Source organism: Tenacibaculum sp. Ill (genome assembly GCF_051938915.1).
Classification (GTDB): Bacteria; Bacteroidota; Bacteroidia; order Flavobacteriales; family Flavobacteriaceae; genus Polaribacter; species Polaribacter larymnensis.
Map to the genome: position 1 here is coordinate 2,034,673 of NZ_JBPSCW010000002.1, position 25,145 is coordinate 2,059,817.

Genomic DNA, 25,145 nt, shown 5'->3' on the forward strand with positions numbered 1-25,145 from the left:
ATTATTCGCTTAGTAATTCGATGATTTTGTTAGCAAGTTCAATTCCAGCTCTATCTTGCGCTTCAACAGTTGAAGCACCAATATGAGGTGTCATTGATATTTCAGGATTCATTAATAGTTGAATTTCTGGCCTCGGTTGACTTTCAAAAACGTCTAATCCTGCATATTTAACTTTTCCGCTTTCTATAGCTTTTACTAAATCAACTTCATTTAAAACACCTCCATGAGAAGTATTTATAATTCCTACACCGTCTTTCATTTTATTTAATAAAGATGTTTCAATAACATATCCTTCTTGTACAGGAAGGTGTAAGGTTATAAAGTCTGATTTTGATAACAAGTTATCTATAGTTTCTGTTTCAATAAAGAAATCTACCGATTGACCATCGAAAAAAGGAATTGTGATAGTTGTATTATCTACTTCAGCATCGGTAGCTATTACTTCCATACCTAGAGCCAGTGCAGTTTTTGCAACTTCTTGTCCTACGGTATCAAACCCAATAATTCCTAATGTTTTACCTCTTAATTCAGTTCCTTGTGAGTATTGCTTTTTTAAAGCATTAAAACGCATGTCTCCTTCTAAAGGCATTTCACGGTTCGATTGATGTAAAAAACGAACCATTCCGAATAAATGCGCAAATACTAGTTCTGCAATTGAAGTGGCAGAAGAATCTTCGCTATTCACAACGTGAACTCCATTATCAATAGCATAATCAACATCAATATTATCCATTTCGGTTCCTAAACAAGCAATAAGTTTAATGCTTGGGCAAGCATCAATTAACTCTTGTCGTACTTGTGTAGTATTACCTACTGTAATAGCATCAATAGTATGGTCGTTTATATAGTTTTCTAATTGCTCTTGTGCAACTTTAGTATTTATTACTTCAAAGCCTTTGTTTTCTAAAGCTTGTATTCCGCTAGCGGAAATTCCATCGTTCACTAATATCTTCATCGTTCTTTATATTAAAATGTCATTGTAAAAATGACGTCGTATCTAACTTATTCTTTCTAATTCTTGCATTACATCTACTAGGGCCTGAACGCTGTATAGAGGTAAAGCATTGTACATACTTGCACGGTAACCACCAACACTTCTATGGCCACTTAACCCGTTGATATTGGCTTCTTGCCACATTTTATCAAACTTAGCTTGCAAGTTTTTATCAGCTAAGGTAAAAGTAGCATTCATATGGCTTCGGTCTTCTATAGTAGCGACTCCTTTAAATAAAGGGTTTCTGTCTATTTCACTATATAACAGTGCTGATTTTTTTTCATTCACCTTTTCAATGAATTCGATACCTCCTAAATCTTTTAACCATTCCAAAGTTAACATGGAAGTATATACTGCAAATACAGGAGGTGTATTAAACATACTTTCTTTATCAATAATTACCTGATAATTTAACATTGAAGGAATTTGACGTTCTACTTTCCCTAAAATGTCTTCTTTTACTACAACAAGCGTAGTACCAGCTGGTCCCATGTTTTTTTGAGCTCCTGCATAAATCAAATCAAACTTTGAAAAATCTAATTGACGAGAAAAAATATCAGAACTCATATCACATATCATTGGAACAGAAGTTTCAGGAAAACTCTTCATTTGTGTTCCATAAATAGTGTTATTACTAGTACAGTGGAAATAATCTACATCAGCAGGAATTTCATATGCTTTAGGTATATAACTGAAGTTTTTATCTTTTGAAGAAGCTACTTCTACTAATTCTCCAAATAGTTTAGCTTCTTTAATTGCTTTATCACTCCAAGTTCCTGTATTTAAGTAAGCTGCTTTCTTGTTTAATAGGTTATAAGCAACCATTAAGAATTGCATACTAGCTCCACCTTGTAAAAATAATGCTTTATAACCTTTGTTTTCTAGTCCTAATAATTCTAATGCTAAACTTCTCGCTTTTTCAATTACATCAACAAAAGGTTGACTTCTGTGTGATATTTCGATTAAAGATAATTTGTCATTATTAAAATCAATAACAGCGTCTGATGCTTTTTTCAGCACTTCTTCAGGTAAAATACAAGGTCCTGCACTAAAGTTATGTTTTTTCATTTGTGTTGTTGTGTTTTGCTACACAAAGGTGCAAATTTATATAGAGACTCTTTTAAATTTTAGCTAAAAATTCTAGTGTGTTTACACCATCAGCATAGTCCCATAACTTTGGATGTTGTGTTTGTCCAAAGGCTATTTCATTTTCAATAAAATTATTAGCTACAACACACTGAATTTGATCTCTGTCTTCCCACAGTTTAATTTTTAAATCATCTGCATTGTCATAATACTCATAAAAAACAGAAGCGATAGGAGAGGCGTAGCTATTATCTTCTTTAATCATTAAAAAACCATTCTCTAGAATGTCAAATTCACTCATTAAATACACTGCTTTGTTGTAATCGTAATTATTAGCATATTTAGTATTATTAATGATTTCATGTTGTTGATACATTCCGTTGAAAAAAGCATCAAAATTATAATCTTTTGGGATGAATACTTTAGAAACTGAGCGACAACCTAACCCGAAATAACGAAAAACATCTTCGCTTAAGTTTCGCAATTGTTCTTCAGATTCGTTTCCTGTTAAAACAGCTACAGAATTTCTGTTTTTTCTTATAATGCTAGGTTTACCTTTAAAATAATATTCAAAATAACGTGCTGTATTATTACTACCAGTGGCAATAACAGCATCAAAACCTGTTAGTTTTTCTTCAGTAAATGTGATTTTTCCTTTTAGTTCAGGCTCAACATACTCTAAATACTTTGCCAAAAAAGGAAGTAAGTGTTTATCGTTGGAAGATTGTTTAACTAATACGGAGTGTCCTGAAATTAAAACTGATAAAAAATCATGAAAGCCAACTAAAGGAATATTTCCAGCCATAATAACAGCAACTATTTTAGGTTTATTCTTACCTAAATTTTCGTTAGCTACCCATTGAGTTAAATTATCAGAAGTGAGTGCTTTTGACCAATTTTTAATAGAAAATAATAGGTTTTCTTTAGTAAACCAAGTGTTATTTTCTCTTGCTATTTTTAGTTGATGCTTAAATCCATCAAAAAACAATTCGTTATGTTCTATACCTTCTTTTTTCTCTATTTTCTCTTGAGAAAACTGGTTTAAAAATTCTCCTAGTTTATGAAAAGCGTTAATTCTACTTTTTATACTATCCATTTATTTGGTTCTAAATTAAATTGGAACTATTTTTGCGAATGCAAAGTTACAAAACTGAAAGAGATTAATTATGGCAATTATAATAACTGATGAATGTATAAACTGTGGGGCTTGCGAACCTGAATGTCCAAATACAGCAATTTACGAAGGTGCAGATGACTGGAAATATGCTGATGGAACTGATTTAACAGGAAATATTGTTTTACCAAACGGTAAATCTGCTAATGCGGATGAAGATCAAGAGCCAATTTCGGATGAAATTTATTACATCGTTGTAGATAAATGTACAGAATGTAAAGGTTTTCATGAAGAACCTCAGTGTGCTGCTGTTTGTCCTGTTGATTGTTGTGTTCCTGATGAAGATAATGTAGAAACAGAAGAAGAGTTATTAGCGAAACAACGTTTTATGCATAATGATTAATAAGCTCTAGATTTCTAGAGTTAAGAGATAAAAAAATCCTGAGAGTATTCTCAGGATTTTTGCTTTTATAAAAAGTGTATTAAAGTTTAAATCCTAATCTAGTAAAGAAATAAGCGCCATCTGATCCCATTTGTACAGAATCAGCTAATCCTCCCTGATCAGTCCATCCATCAAATTGTGGAGTAGGGTACACGTTAAAAATATTATTTCCTCCAATTGTAAACGTAATTTTATCAGTGAAAGCATAGCTTAAACTTAAATCAGTTGTTATTTTACTATCATAAACATCTGTAGCAACAGCATATAAAGCATCTGCTTCTGCTTGTGTAGTTGCTGGTGAGTCTACCCATTGAAAATCTTGTAATTGAACTTCACTGAATTTTGTAAAGTTTAAAGCAACATCTAGTTTTTTATATCCATATCCAAGATTTAAACCGAATTTGTGATCTGGAGCTGCAGCTTTTAAATAAGCTTCAGAAAAAGGGCTAAAGAAAGTAAATCTGTTTAAATTTCCGTTCTTAATTTTTTCAATTTTAGTATCGTTAAAGTTTCCTACTAATCCTACATCAATTCTATGATCTTCAAAAGATTTTTTATAGTTTAAAACTATATCTAATCCTTGAGTTTTTGTATCAACACCATTAGCAAAGAATTGTGCTGCATCTACACCTAAGTTTAACCCTGAGGCATCAAAGTTATCTGTTAAAATAATACGATCATCAACAGTAATAGAGTATGCATCAATGGTAGCGGTAAATCCACCTATTTTATAAGTAAATCCTAAACTAGCATTGAATGCTGTTTCTTCTTTTAACTGTTCTATTCCGAAAGCTCTAGTTACGGTGCTGTTATTAGCAGATAATAAAGAAGGAAGTGATTCACCATTAACAATATTGGTAAATTTTAAATTATAATATAATTGAGCTAAAGATGGTGCTCTAAAACCAGAAGAAATAGAACCCCTCAAGGTTAAATTATTACTTGCTTTAAACCTTGAAGCCAATTTAAAATTGAATGTACTACCAAAATCGCTGTAATCTTCAAAACGAACGGCTGCTCCTACTAAGAATTTTTCTGTAAAGTTAAATTCAGAATCAAAATAGATACCTACATTACTTCTTGAACGGTCAACTTCATTATCTGGTCCATAGCCTGGGAAACCTTGAGATCCTCCAGGTAGTTCATCTCCATTACTGTCAACAGCTACTGGTTGAACAGCAGGATTTGTCATTAATACCCCGTTATCATCATACAATCCATAAGAAGCTTCTTCTCCAGCAAAAATGATAAAGTTTTCTGTTCTATACTCTAAACCAAAAGCTAGGTTAACTCCACTCATTAAATCTTCTAAATACTTATTAAAATCTAATCCAGTAGTATTTTGTGATAAACTATGTCCTCCTGCATTAAAATCGGTAGGTGAAGCATCTTTTAAAGAAGCGTTGTTTGAGTCTTTGATGAAATAATGGAATTTATTTTCTCCGTAAGTATTATTAAAATCAATTTCCCAACCATTTTCTAATTTATGTTTAATTCCTGCAGAAACAGAAATATCAGTAATATTAGAGGTAATTCTTGGTGTAAAACCATTTGGATGTATGCTAGGAACACTTCTATTATCACCTTCATCAAAACTATCTCTAGAAAAAGCATATGCATCAGTATCTCTAAAGTTTCTGCCTCCAAAAGCATATACTTCAGTGTTGTCGTTTATAGGTAAACTTGCATTTACCATAAAGTTAAACCCGTCAATAGCGGCACTACCATATCCTTTACGCCAAGAAAATCCTGGTCTCAACGTTCTTTCCTTAGATAATAGTTCGGTAGTAAAGTTTACAAAACCTCCTTTATCATTTAGTTTTGCCCCGTAATTTAAGTCTAATTTAAATGTTCCTCCGTCAAAACTTTTGTCTTCTCCATCCAATCTGTTCTTTCCTTCCACATTGTATAAAGTTTCTCCTGTAGCTTCTGCCCATCCGCTTCCGATGGCTGTACTGTAAGCACCATAGCCAACACTTCCTGAAACACCATCAGTATTATCTTTTAAAACAATATTAATAACTCCAGCAATAGCATCAGAACCATATTGAGCTGAAGCTCCATCTCTTAAAACTTCAATTCTTTTGATAGCAGCAGAAGGAATTGCGTTTAAATCCGTTCCAGAATTTCCACGCCCACGTGTCCCAAAAATGTTAACCAATGATGATTGATGACGTCTTTTTCCATTAATTAATACCAATGTTTGATCAGGTCCTAAACCTCTTAAAGAAGCAGGTACGATATGGTCTGCTCCATCTGAACCAGACTGTTTAGTTGCGTTAAACGAAGGTGCTGCGTATTGAAGTATATCATTTACTTCTACTTTACCATTTTTAGTAGCTAAATCTCCCACATCAATTATATCAACTGGTACGGGAGTATCTATAGCTGTCCTTTTAGGATTTCTTGACCCTACAATGACAACTTCGTCTAACTCTAATCCTTCTTTTAAAATAATATTAAAGTTAGTTTTTCCATTAATAGGAATTTCTTGTGTTTCAAATCCTGAAAAACTAATTATTAAGGTTCCATTAGCATTAGCGTTAAGGGAAAATTCACCATTAAAATCTGTAGACGTACCGTTAGAGGTTCCTTTTTCTAAAACGTTAGCTCCAGGTAAAGGCTCGTTGCTTGTATCTTTTACTGTACCTTTAATTAATGTTTGAGCACTCAACATATGAAGTCCCCAAAAAAACAGGTAGGTAATAAGAAGGGTCTGTTTTTTCATTTAAATATATTTTTTAGTTAATTTCTTAAAAATAGTAAAAAATCAATCTAAATCTTAAAAAAATGTTAAAAACATAAAATTGCTAACTAAAAACAAACTTAAATGAATCATAAATAAATAGAAAATTTAGAAAGCAAAGCACTATATTTGCACTCGCAAAATTTCAATAAAACAATAGAATGAAAGCTGGAATTGTAGGATTACCAAATGTAGGGAAATCAACCTTATTTAACTGTTTATCTAATGCAAAAGCGCAAAGTGCAAACTTTCCGTTTTGTACCATTGAGCCTAATTTAGGAGTAGTAAATGTACCTGATACTCGTTTAGAAAAGCTAGAAGAACTAGTGAATCCTGAAAGAGTTTTACCTGCAACTGTAGAAATTGTAGATATTGCTGGTTTAGTAAAAGGAGCTAGTAAAGGAGAAGGTTTAGGTAACCAATTCTTGGCTAATATTCGCGAAACAGATGCTATTTTACATGTGTTACGTTGTTTTGATAACGATAATATAGTACACGTTGATGGTTCTGTTGATCCTATAAGAGATAAGGAAACTATTGATATTGAACTTCAATTAAAAGATTTAGAAACTGTTCAAAAACGTTTAGAGCGTGTAAAAAGAACAGCTAAAACGGGTAATAAAGAAGCACAAGTAGAATTAGAAATTTTATTGAAAGTTGAAGCTACTTTATTAGAAGGGAAATCTGTTCGTTCTATTGAGTTTACAGAAAAAGAAGAGGAGTTTGTAAAACCATTACAGTTTATTACTGCAAAGCCTGTTTTATATGTTTGTAATGTTGATGAAGGTTCGGCAGTTTCAGGAAATGCCTATGTTGATAAAGTAAAAGAAGCTGTAGCACACGAAAATGCTGAAGTTATTGTATTAGCTGTAGGAACAGAAGCAGATATTACAGAGTTAGATGATTATGAAGAGCGTCAAATGTTCTTAGCTGACATAGGATTAGAAGAAGCGGGTGTTTCTCGTTTAGTTCGTTCGGCTTATAAATTATTGAATTTACAAACTTATTTTACTGCAGGTGTAAAAGAAGTGAGAGCTTGGACAATTCCTGTAGGAGCAACTGCACCACAAGCAGCAGGAGTTATTCACACAGACTTTGAAAAAGGATTTATTCGTGCTGAAACAATTGGTTATGATGATTATGTTGCGTTTGGTAGTGAAGCTAAAGTAAAAGAAGCTGGTAAAATGAGAGTAGAAGGAAAAGAGTATGTTGTTAAAGATGGTGATATTATGCACTTTAGATTTAACGTGTAACTTATTCAAAGAATAAAGCATAAACTCCACTAATTTTTAGTGGAGTTTTTTTGTACCTTAGAAGTTCAAATTCGCTTATAATGCAACTAGAAAAACAAACATTTCAATTTTTAAAGGACTTAAAAAAAAATAACAATCGTGAATGGTTTACAGAACACAAATCTCGATTTATAGAAGCTCAAAATAATGCAAAAGCTGTTTATAAAACCATTGAAGAAAACTTAAATAAGCATGATGAGATTGATAAATTTAAGTTGTTTAGGATTTACAGAGATGTACGTTTTTCAAAAGATAAAACACCTTATAAAACACATTTTGGAGGTTCTTTTCATAGAAAAAAGCCAGAATTAAGAGGAGGGTATTATTTGCATGTTTCTCCAGGAGATAGTTTTGTAGCTGGTGGATTCTGGGAACCAAACAAAGAGGATCTTTTACGTATTCGTAAAGAATTTGAAGTAGATGCTTCTGAAATTAGAGAGATTTTAAAAGAAAAGAACTATGTACAACATTTTGGAGGTAAACTTGAAGGAGATGAGCTTAAAACTGCTCCTAAAGGGTTTGATAAACAGCATCCAGATATCGATTTGATTCGTAAAAAAGGTTATATAGCTATTCAGCGTTTTTCTGATAAAGAAGTTTTAGCACCAGACTTTTTAACAAAAGTAGATGATGCTTTTAAAGCTTTACGTCCGTTTTTTAATTACATGAGTGATGTGTTAACCACGAACTTAAATGGAGAAAGTATTTTAGATTAATTAAGGTGTAATCTAACTTCTCTTTTTAAATAAGCATAGGTAAGTACAGTAGATAAAACATCAGCTATAGGAAAAGACATCCAAACACCATTTACACCATAGAATTTAGGAAGTATATACACTAAAGGGATTAAAAAAAATCCTTGCTTTAAGAGTGTTAACAATAGCGCAGGTAAAGCTTTGCCTGCCGCTTGAAAGTATGCAGATCCAATTAATTGAGTAGTAATTACAGGAGTTGCTAAAAAAGCTATAATTAATGCATTAGGAGTAAGGTTTAATAACTTTTCGTCTTCTGTAAAGACACCAACTAATTCATTAGGAAATAACATTATCAGAATAAAAATTAAAACAGCTATTCCCGTACCAAAAAGTATAGATGTTTTTATAGTTTCTTTTACTCTTTCTGTATTATTAGCTCCATAGTTATACCCCGCAATAGGTAAAAAACCTTGTGTAACTCCTAAAACAGGAAATAAAGCAAATAACATAACTCTGTTTATAATACCATAAATAGCAATTGAAATTTCACCTCCATATTTAAAAAGAGAATAGTTTAGTACAATAGTTAAAATACTTATGGTTCCTTGCCTTACTACTGTTACACCACCTAAAGAAATAATCTCTTTTACAATAGAAAAATTCAATTTAAAATACTTTGGAATAATTTTTAATTCAGTTCTTTTTGAAATAAAAAACCATAAAATGAATAATCCACTTACAGCATATGAAATAGAGGTTGCTAACCCAGCTCCATACATTCCCAAGTTCATAAACTTAATGAAAATAACATCTAAAAAAATATTAGCAATTGCAGGAAATAACATGGTGAGCATAGCATAATTAGGTTTCCCAACTGCTCTAACAACAGGATTACCCATCATAGCAAAAGCCAAAAACGGAACACCCCAAACAATTACATCGAAATACTCAGTAGCGGGTGTTATAATGTCTCCATTGGCCCCAAAAAGTCTTAAAATAGGAGTGCTGAAAAACGTTCCTAACAATACAAATAAAATAGACAATGCAATAGTTAATGAAATTTGATTTCCAAAAACCTCAAATGCTTTATCATCTTTGTTAGCTCCTAGTGCTCTAGAAATTATAGAGCTACCTCCAATTCCAACTCCCATACCTATTGAAGATATTAAAAAAGCTATGGGCAAAACTACTGTAATTGCTGCGATAGCAAGTACGCCAATCCATCTACCAACAAAAATGGTATCAACAATCATATTAATCGACATTACTAGAATTCCAATAGAAGCAGGAATAGCTTGTTTTAAAATAAGTTGACTAATACTTTTAGTACCTAAGTCGTTGGCGATTTTATTCATGTTGACTAAATTAGTGTGAATTATCCATCAAAAATAAAAACAGCATTAGATTTAAGTAATAATTAACATCAATCCTGTAAGTTTGCTTTATGAATTTATTTGAACAAAAACATATCGTAACTCCAGAAGAGATAGATGAATATAACCATGTAAATAATGTAGTGTATGTACAATGGATGCAAAATATTTCAGATGCTCATTGGAAAGAACTTTCTAAAAATGTTAAAAACATCGACTATGTTTGGTTTGTTATTCGTCATGAAGTTGATTATAAAAATCAAGCCGTATTAGGAGATGAAGTTACACTTAGAACATGGGTCGGGAAAACAGAAGGGATAAGATCGGTACGTCACTTTGAAATGTATAGAGGAGAAACTTTATTAGTAAAATCTCAAACTACTTTTTGTTTGTTAGATGCTAACACAAAAAAGCCTAAAAGAATTACGAAAGAAGTAACAAATTTATTGTTACCGTAAAAGAAACAATATCTTTGCACTTATAAATTTATAGAATGACAACATTTACCGCATTAGGAGTACGAAAAGAATATGTTAAGGGATTGAAAGAGTTAGGAATAACAACTCCTACTGAAGTACAAAAAGAAACCATACCTTATTTACTTGAAAATAATTCAGATTTTATAGGATTAGCACAAACTGGAACAGGTAAAACAGCTGCTTATGGTCTACCTATTTTGCATAAAATAGATGCTTCAAAAGATAATGTACAAGCATTAATTTTATCGCCTACAAGAGAACTGGTACAACAGATAAAGAAACAGTTATTTAAATTTACAAAATATGTTGATGATAGAATTTTTGTAGAAGCTGTTTACGGTGGAGAAAAGATTGAACGTCAAATCAGCAATTTAAAGAGAACTACACATGTTATCGTAGCAACTCCGGGACGTTTGATTGATTTAATAGAAAGAGGAGATGTAGATTTAAAAAACATTAAAACCTTGGTGCTTGATGAGGCAGATGAGATGCTTAGTATGGGGTTTAAATTAGAATTGAATCGTATTTTAAAATATACTTCGGGTACTCGTAAAACATGGTTGTTTTCGGCAACAATGCCAGATGAAATACGAAGTATTATAAAAAAATACATGAATGCTTCAGCAAAACAAGTTGAAGTAAACAAAAATGTATTGGTGAATGCCAATATAACACATCAATTCGTAACAACTACGATTCCTGAAAAAACAGATATTATTGTTAAGTTTTTAGAAAAAAGACATGCTGAAAGAGGCATCATTTTCTCAAGAACTAAAGCAGGTGCTCAAAAGCTAACAAAAGAATTAAAAGAGGAAGGCTTTTCTGTAGAGGCTTTAGAAGGAGATATGCAGCAAAAAGAGCGTGATAAGGTAATGCGTGCTTTTAAAAACGGAAATCTTCAAGTATTGGTATCTACAGATGTTTCTGCAAGGGGAATAGATGTTCAAAACTTAGCTTTTGTTATCCATCATCAATTACCAGAACAACTAGAATACTACACACACCGAAGTGGTAGAACGGCAAGAGCGGGGAAAAGAGGAATTTCTTTAGCATTGATTCTTCAAAATGAAAGAAGTCGTTTAGCAGAAGTAGAAAGAACATTACAAATACAATTTTCTGAAATATCAATATAAATGGATGTAATTTACGCCATAGACATCGCCGGAACTTTTGCTTTTGCCATTAGTGGTGCATTAGTTGCTATTAGAAAAAAGTTTGATGTTTTTGGAGTCATTATCATAGCTTTTGTTACTGCCGTAGGAGGCGGAATGACTAGAGATGTGCTTATTAACGCACACCCTATAAACTGGATTGGAGATATTAACTATATTTGGACAATATTAATAGCTGTTGCGGCAACTTTTTTATTTCGAAGTAAAATAGCACCGTTAAGAAGAACAATGTTTCTGTTCGATACTATTGGTATAAGCGTATTTACATTATTAGGTGTTCAAAAGGGGATAAATTTTAATCTACATCCGTTTGTAGCCTTAGTTATGGGGATGTCTTCTGCAGTAATGGGAGGAGTAATTAGAGATGTGCTAACAAATGAAATTCCGTTAATTTTCCATAGAGAAATATATGCGTCAGCCTGTTTAGCAGGAGGAATTGTATACTTACTTTTATATCCTTTAAACATAAATGAAGATGTACTTTTTGTTATTTCAGCTGGAATAATTATTCTTGTAAGAACGATTGCTGTACAGTATAAATTAGAGCTTCCTCGTATTAAAAAGGATGTTTTTGGTAAATAAAGGATATGAAAAAAATAGTTTTTGAAAATTTAAACGAACTTTCCAATATAGAAGGAAAACAATTACCAGTAGGAGAGTGGTATACCGTAACTCAACAAATGATTAATGACTTTGCGAATGCCACATTAGATAAACAGTGGATTCACATTGATGAAGAAAAAGCAGCTAAATATTCTCCAACAAAAACAACAATAGCACACGGATTTATGTCTGTTTCTATGTTGTCGGAACTAATTTCTAAACAATTTGAAGTAAAAAGTGTAACTATGGGGTTAAACTACGGATTGAATAAAGTTCGTTTTCCAAATCCTGTACCTGTAAATAGTGAATTACGCTTAATTAGTTCTGTTAAACTAATAGAAGATTTTCAGAATGGTAAAAAGCTAACCTTTGATTGCACAATAGAAATAAAAGGGCAAGAAAAACCTGCTTGTGTTGCCGAATTTATTTTTGTTCTATTTGAATAAAAAATGCTGTCTTGAAAAGAACAGCATTTAAATTATATATTGTCTTAGCGGTTATGACAACCAACCTTTAGCTATTGTTTTTTTAGAATACATTAATAAAAACACACCTATAACAATTACCATTATAGGCATTATAACACTTCCTGGTCCATATACTTCAGCTGCTCTACTCATAAATAAGTTATACGACATTTGAACAATAATAGCTATTAGCGAAATTAAAAACATAGGACTTGCTAACTTTTTTCTCATTAATAAAAAAGCACTACCTATTAATCCGCCAAAAACAGCAATAGCAAAAGCAGCAGTAACCCAAGTAGGAACATTTTCATATAAAGCTCTTTCTGCTTCAGGCAAAGCAGCTTTAACTTCATCTGTCATATAAGCTTGACCAATGTAAGACATAACACCTAGTCCATTCCAAACTAAGGCTGCAACACCAATAATCCAAAAAAGTGTAGTGGGTTTGTTTGAATCTGTCATAAAAATAGTTTTTTAGTTAGTTACTGATAAATGTAGTTATAAATAATTCAAAATACAAAACCCACTGTAAATCAACGAGTAGGGTAGAGGGTAAATGAAAATGGTGAATTTGCCTTCTTAAAATAATGTTAAAGACATATGGTAATTGTAACGACAATAGAAAATAATCGTCATATAAGCATATAATTACTTAACAGTAATGTTTAGTGATTAGTTAGTTTTTAATAGTTGATTGAAAGGAAAGGCTCGAGATATTATCCCGAGCCTTTTTTAATATACTTTATTTTTAAAAAGATTATTTTCTTTCTAAAAGAGCCATGTAAAACCCATCGAAACCAGATTTATGCGACAATACCTTTTCGTCTTTTACAAATTTAAAATCTTTTCCTGCATCAGAAGCTAAAAAGAATTCAACTTGTTGTTGATTTTCAGATGGTAATACCGAACAAGTAGCATATACCATTTTTCCTCCTGGCTTTACCATTTTAGAGTATTGTTGTAATACTTCTTGCTGAGTACCACGAATTTTATCTAAAAACTCAGGTTGTAATTTCCATTTACTATCAGGATTTCTTCTAATAACTCCTAAACCAGAACATGGAGCATCAATTAATACTCTATCAGCTTTTCCTTGTAACTTCTTAATAACCTTTGTAGAATCAATTACACGAGTATCAATATTATGAGCTCCGTTTCTACGAGCACGAACTTTTAGTTTTTTCAATTTACTTTCGTAAATATCCATTGCTATAATTTGCCCTTTGTTTTTCATTAATGAAGCTAAGTGTAATGTTTTACCACCAGCACCAGCACATGTATCTACCACTTTCATACCAGGTTCAACATCTAAATAAGCAGCTACTAATTGTGAAGATGCATCTTGAACTTCAAAAAAACCTTTTTTAAAGGCTTCTGTTTTAAAAACATTCGCTCTTTCTACTAATTTTAAAGCATCATCATATTCTTTGATAAACTCTGTATCAATTCCTTCAGAAGCTAATTGTTTTTGTAAATGAGCTTTGGTTGTATTTAAGGTGTTTGTACGTAAAATAACCTCTGCTTGTTTATTTAAAGCAGCTATTTCTTTCGTCCAAACTTCTTCTCCTAACTCTTGAACCCCAACTTCATCAATCCAATCAGGAATAGATTCTCTAAACTTTCTTATTTTTAATAACTCATCAAACTTACCTTTAATTCTTCTTGTAGGAGTAGGCTCTATCTGGTTCCAATCTGGTAATTGAATTCCTTTTAACACACACCAAACAGCAAATAATCGCCATAAATCAGGACGAGAATAAGGTGCTTTTACATTTGCTATTTCTGCATATAATCGTTTCCAACGAACCACATCATAAATAGTTTCAGCAACAAACTTTCTATCACGTGCTCCCCAACGTTTATCTCTCTTCAAAGCTTTTTCAACAGCTTTATCTGCATATACATCTTCATTAAAAATATCGCGTAAGCTATCAATAACCGCGAAAACTAAATTTCTATGTAATCTCATTTGATGAATTTAAGAGTGCAAAGATAGTTGATTTTAATGGCTTTTTGTATTTTCGTTCTTAATGAATTTAAATAACCCCGTAACATATATAAAAGGAATTAGTGTTGCCAGAGCAGAGTTGTTATTTACCGAGTTAGGTATTAAAACTTGTAACGATTTATTGCACCTTTTTCCGTTTAGATATATTGATAAAACACAGTTTTATACGATTAATCAGTTGCAACAAAACTCTGCTGAAGTACAAATAGTAGGTAAGATTACAGGCGTAAAAACCGTAAAACAAAAAAGAGGTAGTAGGTTAGTGGCTACTTTTTCTGACACTACAGGTACCATGGAATTGGTTTGGTTTAAAGGGGCTAAATGGATTAAAGATAGTTTAAAAGTAAATGTTCCATATGTTATTTATGGAAAACTAAATTGGTATAATGGTACTCCTAATATGCCACATCCAGAAATGGAAACAGTAAAAGAATACAAAAGCAAGCTACAAATGGCTATGCAACCAGTATATCCTTCTACTGAAAAATTAAGCACTAAAGGAATAAGTAACAAGGTCATGCGTACAATGATTCAAAACTTGTTTCAGCAAGCTTATAATGATATTGAAGAAACTTTTCCTGCTTATTTTATTGAAGAACATCAATTTTTAGGCAAAAAAGAATCACTTTTGAATATTCACTTTCCTAAGAATCAAGAATTACTAGCAAAGGCTCAATATCGATTAAAGTTTGAAGAGTTATTTTTTATTCAATTACAATTATTACAGAAAAAACTCATCAGAAAATCAAAACTAAAAGGATTCATTTTTGAACAGGTAGGAGAGGAGTTTACCAATTTTTATAACAATCACTTGCCCTTCGACTTAACAGGGGCTCAAAAACGAGTATTGAAAGAGATTCGTAAAGATGTTGGCTCTGGAGCACACATGAATCGATTACTGCAGGGGGATGTAGGTTCTGGGAAAACGATTGTAGCATTATTAACTATGTTATTAGCCATTGATAATGGTTATCAAGCTACAATTATGGCTCCTACCGAAATTCTTGCAACACAGCATTATAATGGGATAATAGAGTTATTAGAGAAAACAGATATTAAAGTTGAATTATTAACAGGATCTACTAAAACAAAAAAGCGTAGAGAGATTCATGAAAGTTTAGAAGATGGTTCACTACATATACTGATAGGAACACATGCTATTTTAGAAAATAAAGTACAATTTAAAAAACTGGGTATTGCTATTATTGATGAGCAACATCGTTTTGGAGTTGCACAGAGAAAAAAGTTATGGGAAAAAAGTCCTTCTGATGGAAGGGCTATTCCTCCACATATTTTAGTTATGACAGCAACGCCTATACCAAGAACATTGGCAATGTCCGTTTATGGTGATTTAGATATTTCTGTAATTGATGAACTGCCTCCTGGGCGTAAAGAAATAAAAACTGTACATCGTTATGATAGTAATCGTTTAGGGGTTTTTAAGTTTTTGAAAGATGAAATAGCTAAAGGTCGCCAAGCATATGTGGTATATCCATTAATTCAAGAGTCTGAAGCAATGGATTATAAGGATTTAATGGATGGTTATGAGAGTATTTCTCGTGAGTTTCCTTCTCCTAAATATCAAATAAGTATTGTTCATGGACAAATGAAACCTGCTGATAAGGATTATGAAATGGAGCGATTTGCCAAAGGAGATACTCAAATTATGGTAGCTACCACAGTTATTGAAGTGGGAGTAAATGTGCCTAATGCCTCTGTAATGGTTATAGAGAGTGCAGAGCGTTTTGGGTTAAGTCAGTTGCATCAATTACGAGGTAGAGTAGGACGTGGCGCAGAACAGAGTTATTGTATTTTATTATCGAGTTATAAATTGTCTTCTGACGGAAAAACTCGTTTACAAACAATGGTAGAAACTACAGATGGATTTAAAATTGCTGAAGTAGATTTAAAACTTCGTGGTCCAGGAAATATTATGGGAACACAACAAAGTGGTGTTTTAAACCTTAAAATAGCAGATGTTGTTAAAGATAGTCCAATATTACACGTAGCCCGTAAAACTGCTATAAACTTACTTCAAGAAGATCCGAATTTATCAGAAATAAAAAATTCCAGCTTGCTGAAAGCTTATGAAAAGCTTAGAAAAACAAGTGGAATTTGGAGTAATATAAGTTAGAATTAAGTACTAGCTAGTAGTACTTAACTCTTCTTCTTCGTTGTCGCTTTTATTAAGCCTAAGTATTATATATCCTATTATTGCAGAAATAAGAGAACCTAAAAGTACACCAATTTTAGCGGATCCTAAGAATTCAGGGCTCTTAGCAAAAGCTAAACTAGCAATGAATATTGCCATAGTGAACCCGATTCCTGCTAAAAATGATACACCAACAATGTGCTGACCATTTATTTCTTTTGGAACTTCAATTATTTTAAGCTTTTTAACTGTGGTAATAACTGTGGTGATTCCAATACTATTCCCTAGAACTAAACATAAAGCTATGTGTATTATTAAGGAAGAGTCTAAATGCGTATTACTATCTATTATTAAAACACCTGCATTAGCTAAAGCAAAAATAGGGATAATTGCATATGCTACTATATCGTGTAGTTTATGTTCTAAAAGCTGAAGAGGTGACTGGTAGTCTTCTATCCAATGATCTAAGTTATCTATTTCATTAATTTGCTCTTTTGACAATATTGGTTTAGGTGAAACCTTCGCATTTTTAATATTATCCATTATCTGAGACAAATTAGCTAAAAACTCAGGGGTATGTGCTTTTTGTCTAATCGGTACAGCAAAAGCCATTAATATACCTGCAACCGTTGGGTGTATTCCTGCTTTTAAAAATAAAACCCAAATAACCGCACCAAACATAAAAGTTACGTAGTGAGAATAAAAACCTTTATGAGCAATAAAATAAAGAAAAGCTAATAAACCTATAGCGATAGATATCAATGTAATATCAATACTAGTACTATAAAATAAAGCGATTACTAAAACAGCTCCTATATCATCAACAATAGCAAAAGCAGTTAAAAAGACTTTTAAACTTAGTGGTATTCTTTTACCTAAAGTGTTTAAAACAGCTAAAGAAAAGGCAATATCAGTAGCCATTGGAACCCCCCAACCATGTGCTGTTTCCGGATCTTCATTTAAAAGAATAAAAAATAAAACAGGAAATAACATTCCACCTAGTGCTCCAAAAAGAGGAAACGCTAGCTTTTTAGTAGAGTTTAATTCACCTATTAAGAATTCTCTTTTAATTTCTAACCCAATTAAAAAGAAAAATACAGCCATTAACCCATCGTTAATCCAAAGTATTAAAGGTTTGTATAATTCAAGGTGTTCAGACTTAAAACCTATTTTATAGTCCCATAAAGCACTGTAACTGTCTCTAAAAGGAGAGTTTGCCCAAATGAGGGCCAATAAAGTAGCTACCAACAATAAAATACCACTAGCACTTTCAGTTTTTAAAAATTTTTTAAATGGAGATGCTATACTCTTTTTATTCATGTTTGTATATAGATTGTAACTTGCTTTTTTAACTTGAAAAAAAGCAAGGATATTAATTTTTTTGTTTCAGAAAGCGAAGATAATTCATCAAACTTTAACGAAAAGTTAAATTTTTAAAACTTTTTAACACTTAAGAAGGAAAAACGATACGAAATACCCAAATTTATTTGAGTACTACTTAAATTTCCTCCCCTAGCTTTTACATAACCCGCTCCTAATCTTAAATTTAAGTTATTAGTAAGTTTTTGATTAACTCCAACACTAGGTTTAACAATTAATCCTTGTCCTGTACTAATACCACCACCACCAGCTGCACCTCCTAAAACTTGTGCAAAAAGAGAGGTTTTTCCGTTAAAGAATTCATTTGTTTGAACTCCTAAACCAACAATTCCTTCTGCATAAGCTCCTGCATTACCAAAGTTAGCAAAAGAAGTTTGACCTGCCGCATATAAATATTTATTTAAGAAAAAATTTAATTGCAGTGATATTTGATGCATATCTTGATCAAAACCACCATCTCTTGCAGCATCTAAGTATAAATCTTGTTTAATAACTGCGTCAAACCCTTTGAACTTTCCTTCTGAAAATTCTTTTTCATCTGGTAAAATACCATCTCTATCCATGTAATACTTTAATCCTAGACCAAAAGTTGAAGACACAAAGTGAGAATCTGGACTCATCAAGTATCCCTTATTGATTGATGCATACACATTATCAAATAATTTTTGCTCTAAAGAGAGGTCTGGATAGATTAAAAAACCTCCTTTAGTATCTACTCCGCCACCGCCACCAGCGCCTACTCCAAATTTAGCTAAAATATTTGTACGATTCTTATTCATTGACAAATGATACCCTCCACCAAGGAAAACATCCATGTAACCTGCCTTAATTCCGTGATAAGCACCATCTGCTTTAACGAAAAAGAAAAAATCATCTGTAAGATAAGAATTTAATTCAAAACCTGCTAAACGTATTGTGTTTCCTTCATAAGAACCTTTGGTTACTTTAGCATTATTTAAATGAACTAATAGTGAAACTCTGTTACTTAGGGTATTCCAAGAGGTATTTTTTAGTTCTTCAATAGAAAAAGTACTTTCTCTATCTTTAAATCCTGCGGCCTCAAAAGATAAAGGAATTTGTACAGCTACATTGAATTGGCTACTGTTAATAGTGCCTCCGTCAAAAAAATCAACATAACTATATCCTGCAGTGGCAGAAAAATGTTTGAAATCATATCCTAAATTAAGGTGGGGGAGTATAAAAGCGCCACCGCCATCAGGAGCTGATGCACCACCACCGCCACCAAAGTGAATTCCTGTATCTATAAAAAGTTTATCAGTTATTTTTTGTTGAATTCCTGCGTTTACCCCCAAAGTAAAAAAACCTCCTCTAATACCTCCTACAGCTCCATATAAACCAACTCCTGCGTAACTCCAATCATTTAATTTTAGATTGTAGTGGAGCCCTGTGTAGTCCATATTTTGTTCTCCTTCAGGCATTTTAATCGATAGGAAGTCAATTTGACCAAATCCAAATTGTGTTTTCCTTTCAGGCACACTACTTATTTGTCCGTAAAAAAAATGAACACTCATAAGTAAACTTACTATGAGTGCTCTCTTAAAAATAATGTTAAGCATTAAATTTTATTTAATTATGTATTTTCTGGCGTTTTCCGTTTATATATGAAGCTACAAATGCATCACTAAATCCAATTTTTATTAATTCTTTTTGTAAGTCTTTAGCTTCACCTAAAGTGGTATACAAACCTAAAGAGTATTTAAAGTAACCATCATCAGTTGTAACTGTTGATGGAATAACTTCTGAAGACAATAATGGATATTTGTTTTCTGAAAGTACTCCAATTTGTACTGAATAAATTATTTGCCCATTTGTGTTTTGTGCTACTTCATCAGCCATTGTTTCTGTATTTATATCAGAATTAGAACTAGATGAAATATCGTTATCAGATTCATCGGAGTTTCTAGCAGCTCTTGCTTGAGCTCTGTTTATACTATCTAACACTCTAAAAGCTTCTTTCTTTTTTACAGCTTCTACATCTATATTATTAATAGCACTACTACCACCATTTGCATAAAAATAATATGCAGCTCCTAAAGCAAGGCCTAATAGAAGCCCTAAGAAAATAGGCAGGGTTTTTGAGCTCTTTTTTAGTGCAGCTAATTCTTCTTGTGTGCTACTTAATTCGCTTTCTGCTTCTTCTCTTTTTAATTTAGCATTGTCTAAGTCTTCTTGCATTAACTTAAACTTCTCTTCTTCTATAAAAGGCATAAGTTTGTGGATTAATTAATAGTTATTAAAAGCACTAAAATACAAATCTTTTTTAATACGTAAGTTTTAAAGAGAATAATAGGGCTTTTAGTTGATTATTTCTGTAAATCATGTGGAGTAGAATAAATGGTCATTTTGTTACCTCTGCTAAAACCGATAAGGAAAATTCCAAATTCTTTGGCAAAGTCTACAGCTAAAGAAGAACATGCTGAAACTGCAATTATAATTGGTATTTTGGCTAAGAAAGCTTTAGAAACTATTTCGTAAGAAACTCTTCCGCTAACTAACATATAATTGGCATTTTTTAATATATTTTGAATGATTAAATCACCAATACATTTGTCTACAGCATTATGACGACCAATATCTTCTTTAATAGTTAGTAACTCTTCATTTTTGTTAAAAACAGCACAAGCATGACTACCTCCTGTAGTTTTAAATAAAAGCTGTTTACTATTCATTTTCAAGTAAATACGATTTGTCACCTCTATTAATTCTTTAATATTTGTTTTACTACTGTTTTTTAGAGTGTTACCTTCTGTTTTTATATCTTTTAATTCTTTTTTTCCGCAGATTCCACAAGAAGAAACAGATAAAAGAGTACGTTTATTTAAATAACCTTTTCCTAACTTTTCTTCAGGAATATTTACGTTTAATACTGTAGAAAAGTCTTTTTCATTTTTAATTATTTCTACTTTTACATCACCTTGCTTTTTATAAATATCTTCAGCGTATAATAAACCTCTTACCAGCTCTATATCATTGCCAGGAGTTCTCATAACTACTGTATATGGTTCTTTATTGATGTTTATTTGTAATGGAGCTTCTATAACAAGGGTATCATCAAACTTCTCTATCGATTTATCAGAAAGTTTAATTGATTGGTAGCTTTGTGTTTGTTTCATGATAAAAACAAATGTATGTAAAAAAAGAAAAGCCTTGACTTATATCAAGGCTTTTAGTATGTTTTATTACCCCTAAACAATAAAACATACTTTTCGATAGGGGCTTCTATCAATTAGGTAAACGATAAATTATAAGTAATAGTATAAAGACTAATCAATTTTTCTGCAGTCAATAACTATTAATTCGTCGTTTATGTTTGTAGTGAAAAACAGATAAGTATTTCCTCCGTCTTTTAATTTTGTTTCTTTTCTAAGCTGCGCTACTGTTTTTGGGAAATTACGTGTAGTAATATTTGCTTTAGTGTCTGTAATCTGTTTTTTGACCTTTTTTTTGTTATAGGTAAATACATTGTTGATTTCAAAGATTCTTCCAGGAAAATCTTTTACTAATTTCTCTGAGGTATACAGGTGAGAATGTTGATGTAGTTTGTTTACTTTTTGTTGGTTTGCTATCTGATTAAATCCACCAGACTTTAAAATAGCTGAGTTAGGCTCGTAAAGGTATTTAAGTGGTGTTGAGTATTCAGATTTAAAACCATTCCCTAGATTGAAATTGAATTCCCGAACACTGTTTTTCAATATGTTAACTGTATTTACTTTAATTAACTGTTTATGTCCTTTTGTTAATAGAAAAAGTAGTTCTTTTACCTCGTTATTTACTGCAACCACATGAATTTCTTTTACAAATTTTAGTTCATTTATGGTTGATGAAATATCTAAAATGGGAGAATTCTTAACAAGAATTGTATCTGACATTTCAAATAGAAAATCTAAATTTTCGGGTACGTTTGGTAAACAATCGCTTAGTAAAAAAACTTTTCCTTTCGTATCATTTCTTCGAGAAGGGTCAATATAAATACAATCAAATTTTTCAGAAGTATTTTTTAAGTACTCTAATCCGTCTGTGGCAACAGTTCTAATATTTGAAACTTCTAATTGCTGATAATTGTATGAAACGATCTCTGAAAGCTCTTCATTTATCTCACAATGCACAACCTTTTTAAATCGTTTAGAAAAAGCATAACAGTCAACACCAAATCCTCCTGTTATATCAATTATTGAATCCCCATTAACTAATTTTGATTTGTATTCAGCTGTTATTTCAGAAGAAGTTTGTTCAATACTTAGTTTAGGTGGATAATAAATGTTTTTTGTTTGAAACCAAGTAGGTAATTTCTTCTCTGATTTTTGTTTTGCTATAACTTGATTGGCTAATTCTTGTACAGAAACATCTTTAAAGGGGCTTCCTTTAAAAATAAATTGTTCTATGCTTACTTTTAAGTTATTATTAATATAACTCTGAACCTCAGGATGTAAAATGTTTTTATTCAAAAAAGAAGTAATTTTAATTGAGCTTTTAACCGCAATAATACTAATAATTTAACAGTAATAAAGTCTTGTTAATCCTAGATTTTCACTACGTTTGTTTACTTATTATCAATTTAAAGTTAACAAATAATTTATTATGAAAAAAAGTTTTTTAATGCTTGCTATGATTTTAGCAACAGCGAGCGCAAGTGCTCAATTTTATGTTTCTGCAGCAGGAGGTTATTCAATTTCTAGTGCAGGAGTACGTTTTGGAACTGAAACAACAACTGCAGGAGTAGAAAACACTTATGGTAGTTATGGAGAAGGTATGCATACTCAGTTAAGAGGAGGGTATTTTTTTAATGACACCTTTGGAGTTGAAGTAGGTTTGGGTTATTTAAATGGAGCAGATCAAACTTCTGTTTTAGTAGATTTACCTGCTCAAGCACAGTATATCAATATTGAGGCTAGAGGAAAAGCATACGGAGCTTCAGCTTCTTTAGTATATAAGTTTACTAACAATATTTATGGACGTTTTGGAGCCTTAATTAAAGTAGGTGGTAGAACTGAGTCTGACGGTAAAATAAATATAGCATTATCTCAAACAGAGATGCTAAATGTTGACTACACACAAGACTATAAAGGAAGACTTCCTTTAGGTTTTATTGGAGCTGTAGGGTATAAGTATGATTTAAGTGATAAAGTGTCTCTTTTTGCAGAATTAGAGTATATGGGGGTTAGTGTAACAAGAGATTCTTCTGAAATTGTTGATTTTTCTGCAAATGTAAACGGACAAGCTAGATCTATTGATCAAGTAAGAGCTATTTTTGAAAACCACCCTTCTTATTCTAATTTAGCACCTGTATTTAACAAGAATGTTGAGTATGTTGATGAATTACCTTTAGGAGCTAATCCTGCTGGAGAGAAACAACTATCTCAAAAAGTTCCTTATTCTTCTTTTGGGATTAATATTGGTGCTACTTTCTATTTCGGAAAATAAATTATTTCTTGCATAAGAAAATTAAAAGAGCAGCAATTTTGCTGCTCTTTTTTATAGTTTATGTAGGAAGTGAAACTAATTGTAAGCTTTTACATTTCCCATATTTAGTGTACCGACTGACATTTCGTGCTTTGTTGGTAATACTGCACCAGATTCTGTTGTAATCCAATCATTCCAAGTAGCTTCCATTCCGCCAGTAGGAATTATAGAAACCCACATTTTATAGCTAGTAGGTCTACCTTTTTCATCTAAAATCCATAAATAAGAGTCTCCAGGGGTTGATCCTCCTGTAGTATAAGTAACTAATAAAGCTTCTTTACCTTCATATTCTACAATTCTACGTTCAATACCGTTTTCAAAAACTTTATATGGGGCTACTAGCCAAAAGCTATCATTATTAAAATAGTCTATGGCTTTTTGAAGTATTTCTTTGTTCTCAACTTCTTTTCCATCAACTAAAACAATACTTTTTTCTGGGCTTTTTGTATATAAGTTTACTTTATTAGAGTCCCAAGATACTTCTACTATATTTTCTTGTTTATCCCACTTATAAAAATGCTTTCCTCTAAAACTCCACTCTATAAAACGAGTAGTTTTATAAGCTTCATAATTTAACGCTTTAAGCATTTTTGTTGCTAAAGCATCCGCTTTTGGACCTTGTTTACCTGTAGGAAGACTTTCGTTGTTTTTAAAATAAAAAACGGCTAATACTATAGCTCCAATAAGTAAAAATCCTCCTAGTATTTTAAATAACTTCTTCATTTTTATTTATTAATTGTTTTATTCCTTTAGCTAACTCTTCTGCTGCGGCAGGGTGATTTCTAAACCAAAGTTCTGGTTCTATTAATTCTAGTTCTGCGATAGCTAATTTACCATTATTATCAGTAAAAACATCTACTCGTGCATAAATAGGAGTTTCTATACAAGCTTTAACTGCATTTTCAGCAAACGTGATTTCTTCTTTAGTAGGTGTATAATTGTGCACTGAACCTCCAAAATCGTCTTGTACTCTAAAGTCTCCTGGTTTGGCTATTTTTAAAACAGCATGTGTAAACTTACCATTCATAACCATTAACGAGATTTCTCCTTTTTCAATTATGTTATACTGAAAAGGTTGAATAATCATAGCCTCTTCTGTAATTAATGAAGAGAAAACCTCTTCATATTCGTTTATCTTTTCAAGATTGACCTTATAGGTATGTCTCGCAGCACCAGAAATACAAGGTTTTAAAACAAAATCTTTTAAATTATACTTTTGTGAAAGTTCTTTTAATGTAGATTTAATTCCTTTTTCAATGAAATAGGATTTACAAATATGTATTCCGTTTTGTTGTAGGTCTTTTAGGTAGTGTTTGTCTATATTCCAACGAATAATTTTTTCTGAATTTAATAGTGTTGTTTGTTTACTTACTGTATTTAACCATTTTGAAAATTCAGTAAATCGATCAAAATAATCCCAAGTAGTTCTAAATAAAATATATTTTGTTGTAGACCAGTCAAATTCTGTATCATCCCAAGAAAGACGAGCTACTTTTAGCCCTTGATTTTCAAGAGCTATTTTTACATAGTTGTCTTCGTTTAATACATTTTGAATATAGTTATCAAGTTTTTGAGGTTTTATATACCTTTTATCTGTAAGAATAATAACATCGTATTTTTTCATATATGCAATGTAACGTTATTTTTAAAGTTATAAAATG

General features: G+C 31.7%; 23 protein-coding genes. 9 read left to right on the forward strand and 14 right to left on the reverse strand.

All coding sequences use genetic code 11. The features are described 5' to 3' along the window. Position 1: 1 nt before the first annotated feature. The 3 genes from ACTPNM_RS09485 to ACTPNM_RS09495 are packed head-to-tail and all read right to left on the reverse strand — an operon-like array spanning position 2 to position 3,176. Positions 2 to 955 (reverse strand): D-2-hydroxyacid dehydrogenase, encoded by a 954-nt coding sequence (locus ACTPNM_RS09485; protein WP_440121521.1) that lies wholly within the window; start codon positions 953 to 955, stop codon positions 2 to 4. Between the two features lie 42 nt (positions 956 to 997). Continuing rightward, complete coding sequence (gene serC / locus ACTPNM_RS09490; protein ID WP_440121522.1) at positions 998 to 2,062, reverse strand: 3-phosphoserine/phosphohydroxythreonine transaminase; 1,065 nt, start codon at positions 2,060 to 2,062, stop codon at positions 998 to 1,000. Between the two features lie 52 nt (positions 2,063 to 2,114). Beyond that, positions 2,115 to 3,176, reverse strand: coding sequence for an acyl-CoA reductase (locus tag ACTPNM_RS09495; protein ID WP_440121523.1), 1,062 nt, complete (start codon positions 3,174 to 3,176; stop codon positions 2,115 to 2,117). A gap of 70 nt (positions 3,177 to 3,246) precedes the next feature. Between ACTPNM_RS09495 and ACTPNM_RS09500 the strand changes: the two genes are divergently transcribed. Then, positions 3,247 to 3,597, forward strand: a complete 351-nt coding sequence (locus ACTPNM_RS09500; protein ID WP_047788857.1) for a 4Fe-4S dicluster domain-containing protein — start codon at positions 3,247 to 3,249, stop codon at positions 3,595 to 3,597. 79 nt (positions 3,598 to 3,676) lie between these two features. Here the strand turns inward: ACTPNM_RS09500 and ACTPNM_RS09505 are convergent, their stop codons facing one another. Next, positions 3,677 to 6,364: a TonB-dependent receptor gene (locus ACTPNM_RS09505; RefSeq protein WP_440121524.1), complete on the reverse strand. Its 2,688-nt coding sequence runs from the start codon at positions 6,362 to 6,364 to the stop codon at positions 3,677 to 3,679. Positions 6,365 to 6,543: 179 nt separating this feature from the next. Here ACTPNM_RS09505 and ychF point away from each other — a divergent pair, with 179 nt between their 5' ends. Beyond that, on the forward strand, positions 6,544 to 7,635 hold the full coding sequence (gene ychF, locus ACTPNM_RS09510) for a redox-regulated ATPase YchF (RefSeq protein ID WP_440121525.1): 1,092 nt from the start codon (positions 6,544 to 6,546) through the stop codon (positions 7,633 to 7,635). A gap of 80 nt (positions 7,636 to 7,715) precedes the next feature. Then, positions 7,716 to 8,390 carry a DUF2461 domain-containing protein gene (locus ACTPNM_RS09515; protein WP_440121526.1) on the forward strand — a complete coding sequence of 225 codons (675 nt, stop codon included), beginning with the start codon at positions 7,716 to 7,718 and terminating at the stop codon, positions 8,388 to 8,390. On the opposite strand, the gene ACTPNM_RS09520 is transcribed toward ACTPNM_RS09515, so the two are convergent. Further along, complete coding sequence (locus ACTPNM_RS09520) at positions 8,387 to 9,724, reverse strand: MATE family efflux transporter (protein WP_440121527.1); 1,338 nt, start codon at positions 9,722 to 9,724, stop codon at positions 8,387 to 8,389. The two genes, ACTPNM_RS09515 and ACTPNM_RS09520, sit on opposite strands and share 4 nt — an antisense overlap. Before the next feature lie 89 nt (positions 9,725 to 9,813). On the opposite strand from ACTPNM_RS09520, the gene ACTPNM_RS09525 reads away from it, so the two are divergent. From ACTPNM_RS09525 to ACTPNM_RS09540, 4 genes are read left to right on the forward strand one after another with little or no spacing between them, the layout of a single operon-like run. Then, the gene (locus ACTPNM_RS09525) at positions 9,814 to 10,200 is read left to right on the forward strand and encodes an acyl-CoA thioesterase (protein ID WP_121146808.1); all 387 of its coding nucleotides are present in this window, start codon (positions 9,814 to 9,816) and stop codon (positions 10,198 to 10,200) included. A gap of 35 nt (positions 10,201 to 10,235) precedes the next feature. Then, on the forward strand, positions 10,236 to 11,354 hold the full coding sequence (locus ACTPNM_RS09530) for a DEAD/DEAH box helicase (protein ID WP_440121528.1): 1,119 nt from the start codon (positions 10,236 to 10,238) through the stop codon (positions 11,352 to 11,354). Next, positions 11,355 to 11,975 carry a trimeric intracellular cation channel family protein gene (locus tag ACTPNM_RS09535; RefSeq protein WP_047788850.1) on the forward strand — a complete coding sequence of 207 codons (621 nt, stop codon included), beginning with the start codon at positions 11,355 to 11,357 and terminating at the stop codon, positions 11,973 to 11,975. A gap of 5 nt (positions 11,976 to 11,980) precedes the next feature. Further along, positions 11,981 to 12,442 carry a MaoC family dehydratase gene (locus tag ACTPNM_RS09540; RefSeq protein ID WP_440121529.1) on the forward strand — a complete coding sequence of 154 codons (462 nt, stop codon included), beginning with the start codon at positions 11,981 to 11,983 and terminating at the stop codon, positions 12,440 to 12,442. 51 nt (positions 12,443 to 12,493) lie between these two features. Here ACTPNM_RS09540 and ACTPNM_RS09545 read toward each other — a convergent pair whose 3' ends face one another. Both ACTPNM_RS09545 and ACTPNM_RS09550 read right to left on the reverse strand, forming a co-directional pair. Then, complete coding sequence (locus ACTPNM_RS09545) at positions 12,494 to 12,925, reverse strand: hypothetical protein (RefSeq protein ID WP_440121530.1); 432 nt, start codon at positions 12,923 to 12,925, stop codon at positions 12,494 to 12,496. Between the two features lie 295 nt (positions 12,926 to 13,220). Beyond that, positions 13,221 to 14,432, reverse strand: a complete 1,212-nt coding sequence (locus tag ACTPNM_RS09550; protein ID WP_124588649.1) for an RsmB/NOP family class I SAM-dependent RNA methyltransferase — start codon at positions 14,430 to 14,432, stop codon at positions 13,221 to 13,223. 61 nt (positions 14,433 to 14,493) lie between these two features. Here ACTPNM_RS09550 and recG point away from each other — a divergent pair, with 61 nt between their 5' ends. After that, entirely contained in the window at positions 14,494 to 16,605 is a 2,112-nt protein-coding gene (gene recG, locus ACTPNM_RS09555; RefSeq protein WP_440121531.1) for an ATP-dependent DNA helicase RecG, read from the forward strand. Between the two features lie 9 nt (positions 16,606 to 16,614). On the opposite strand, the gene nhaA is transcribed toward recG, so the two are convergent. The 5 genes from nhaA to ACTPNM_RS09580 all read right to left on the reverse strand — a co-directional run bounded on the left by nhaA (position 16,615) and on the right by ACTPNM_RS09580 (position 22,469). Next, positions 16,615 to 17,943, reverse strand: a complete 1,329-nt coding sequence (nhaA, locus tag ACTPNM_RS09560; RefSeq protein ID WP_440121532.1) for a Na+/H+ antiporter NhaA — start codon at positions 17,941 to 17,943, stop codon at positions 16,615 to 16,617. A 113-nt stretch (positions 17,944 to 18,056) separates the two neighbouring features. Beyond that, on the reverse strand, positions 18,057 to 19,535 hold the full coding sequence (locus tag ACTPNM_RS09565; protein ID WP_440121533.1) for a hypothetical protein: 1,479 nt from the start codon (positions 19,533 to 19,535) through the stop codon (positions 18,057 to 18,059). A 55-nt stretch (positions 19,536 to 19,590) separates the two neighbouring features. Beyond that, positions 19,591 to 20,232 carry a hypothetical protein gene (locus ACTPNM_RS09570; protein WP_440121534.1) on the reverse strand — a complete coding sequence of 214 codons (642 nt, stop codon included), beginning with the start codon at positions 20,230 to 20,232 and terminating at the stop codon, positions 19,591 to 19,593. Positions 20,233 to 20,327: 95 nt separating this feature from the next. After that, a complete protein-coding gene (gene fdhD, locus ACTPNM_RS09575; RefSeq protein WP_440121535.1) occupies positions 20,328 to 21,137 on the reverse strand; it encodes a formate dehydrogenase accessory sulfurtransferase FdhD in 810 nt (269 codons plus the stop codon). A gap of 150 nt (positions 21,138 to 21,287) precedes the next feature. Then, on the reverse strand, positions 21,288 to 22,469 hold the full coding sequence (locus tag ACTPNM_RS09580; RefSeq protein WP_440121536.1) for a class I SAM-dependent methyltransferase: 1,182 nt from the start codon (positions 22,467 to 22,469) through the stop codon (positions 21,288 to 21,290). Positions 22,470 to 22,602: 133 nt separating this feature from the next. Here ACTPNM_RS09580 and ACTPNM_RS09585 point away from each other — a divergent pair, with 133 nt between their 5' ends. Continuing rightward, positions 22,603 to 23,445 (forward strand): outer membrane beta-barrel protein, encoded by an 843-nt coding sequence (locus ACTPNM_RS09585; RefSeq protein ID WP_440121537.1) that lies wholly within the window; start codon positions 22,603 to 22,605, stop codon positions 23,443 to 23,445. Positions 23,446 to 23,520: 75 nt separating this feature from the next. On the opposite strand, the gene ACTPNM_RS09590 is transcribed toward ACTPNM_RS09585, so the two are convergent. Beyond that, positions 23,521 to 24,207: a hypothetical protein gene (locus tag ACTPNM_RS09590; RefSeq protein ID WP_440121538.1), complete on the reverse strand. Its 687-nt coding sequence runs from the start codon at positions 24,205 to 24,207 to the stop codon at positions 23,521 to 23,523. Then, positions 24,191 to 25,108 carry an ATP-grasp domain-containing protein gene (locus ACTPNM_RS09595; protein WP_440121539.1) on the reverse strand — a complete coding sequence of 306 codons (918 nt, stop codon included), beginning with the start codon at positions 25,106 to 25,108 and terminating at the stop codon, positions 24,191 to 24,193. The genes ACTPNM_RS09590 and ACTPNM_RS09595 overlap by 17 nt, the downstream gene beginning before the upstream one ends. Positions 25,109 to 25,145 lie beyond the last annotated feature (37 nt).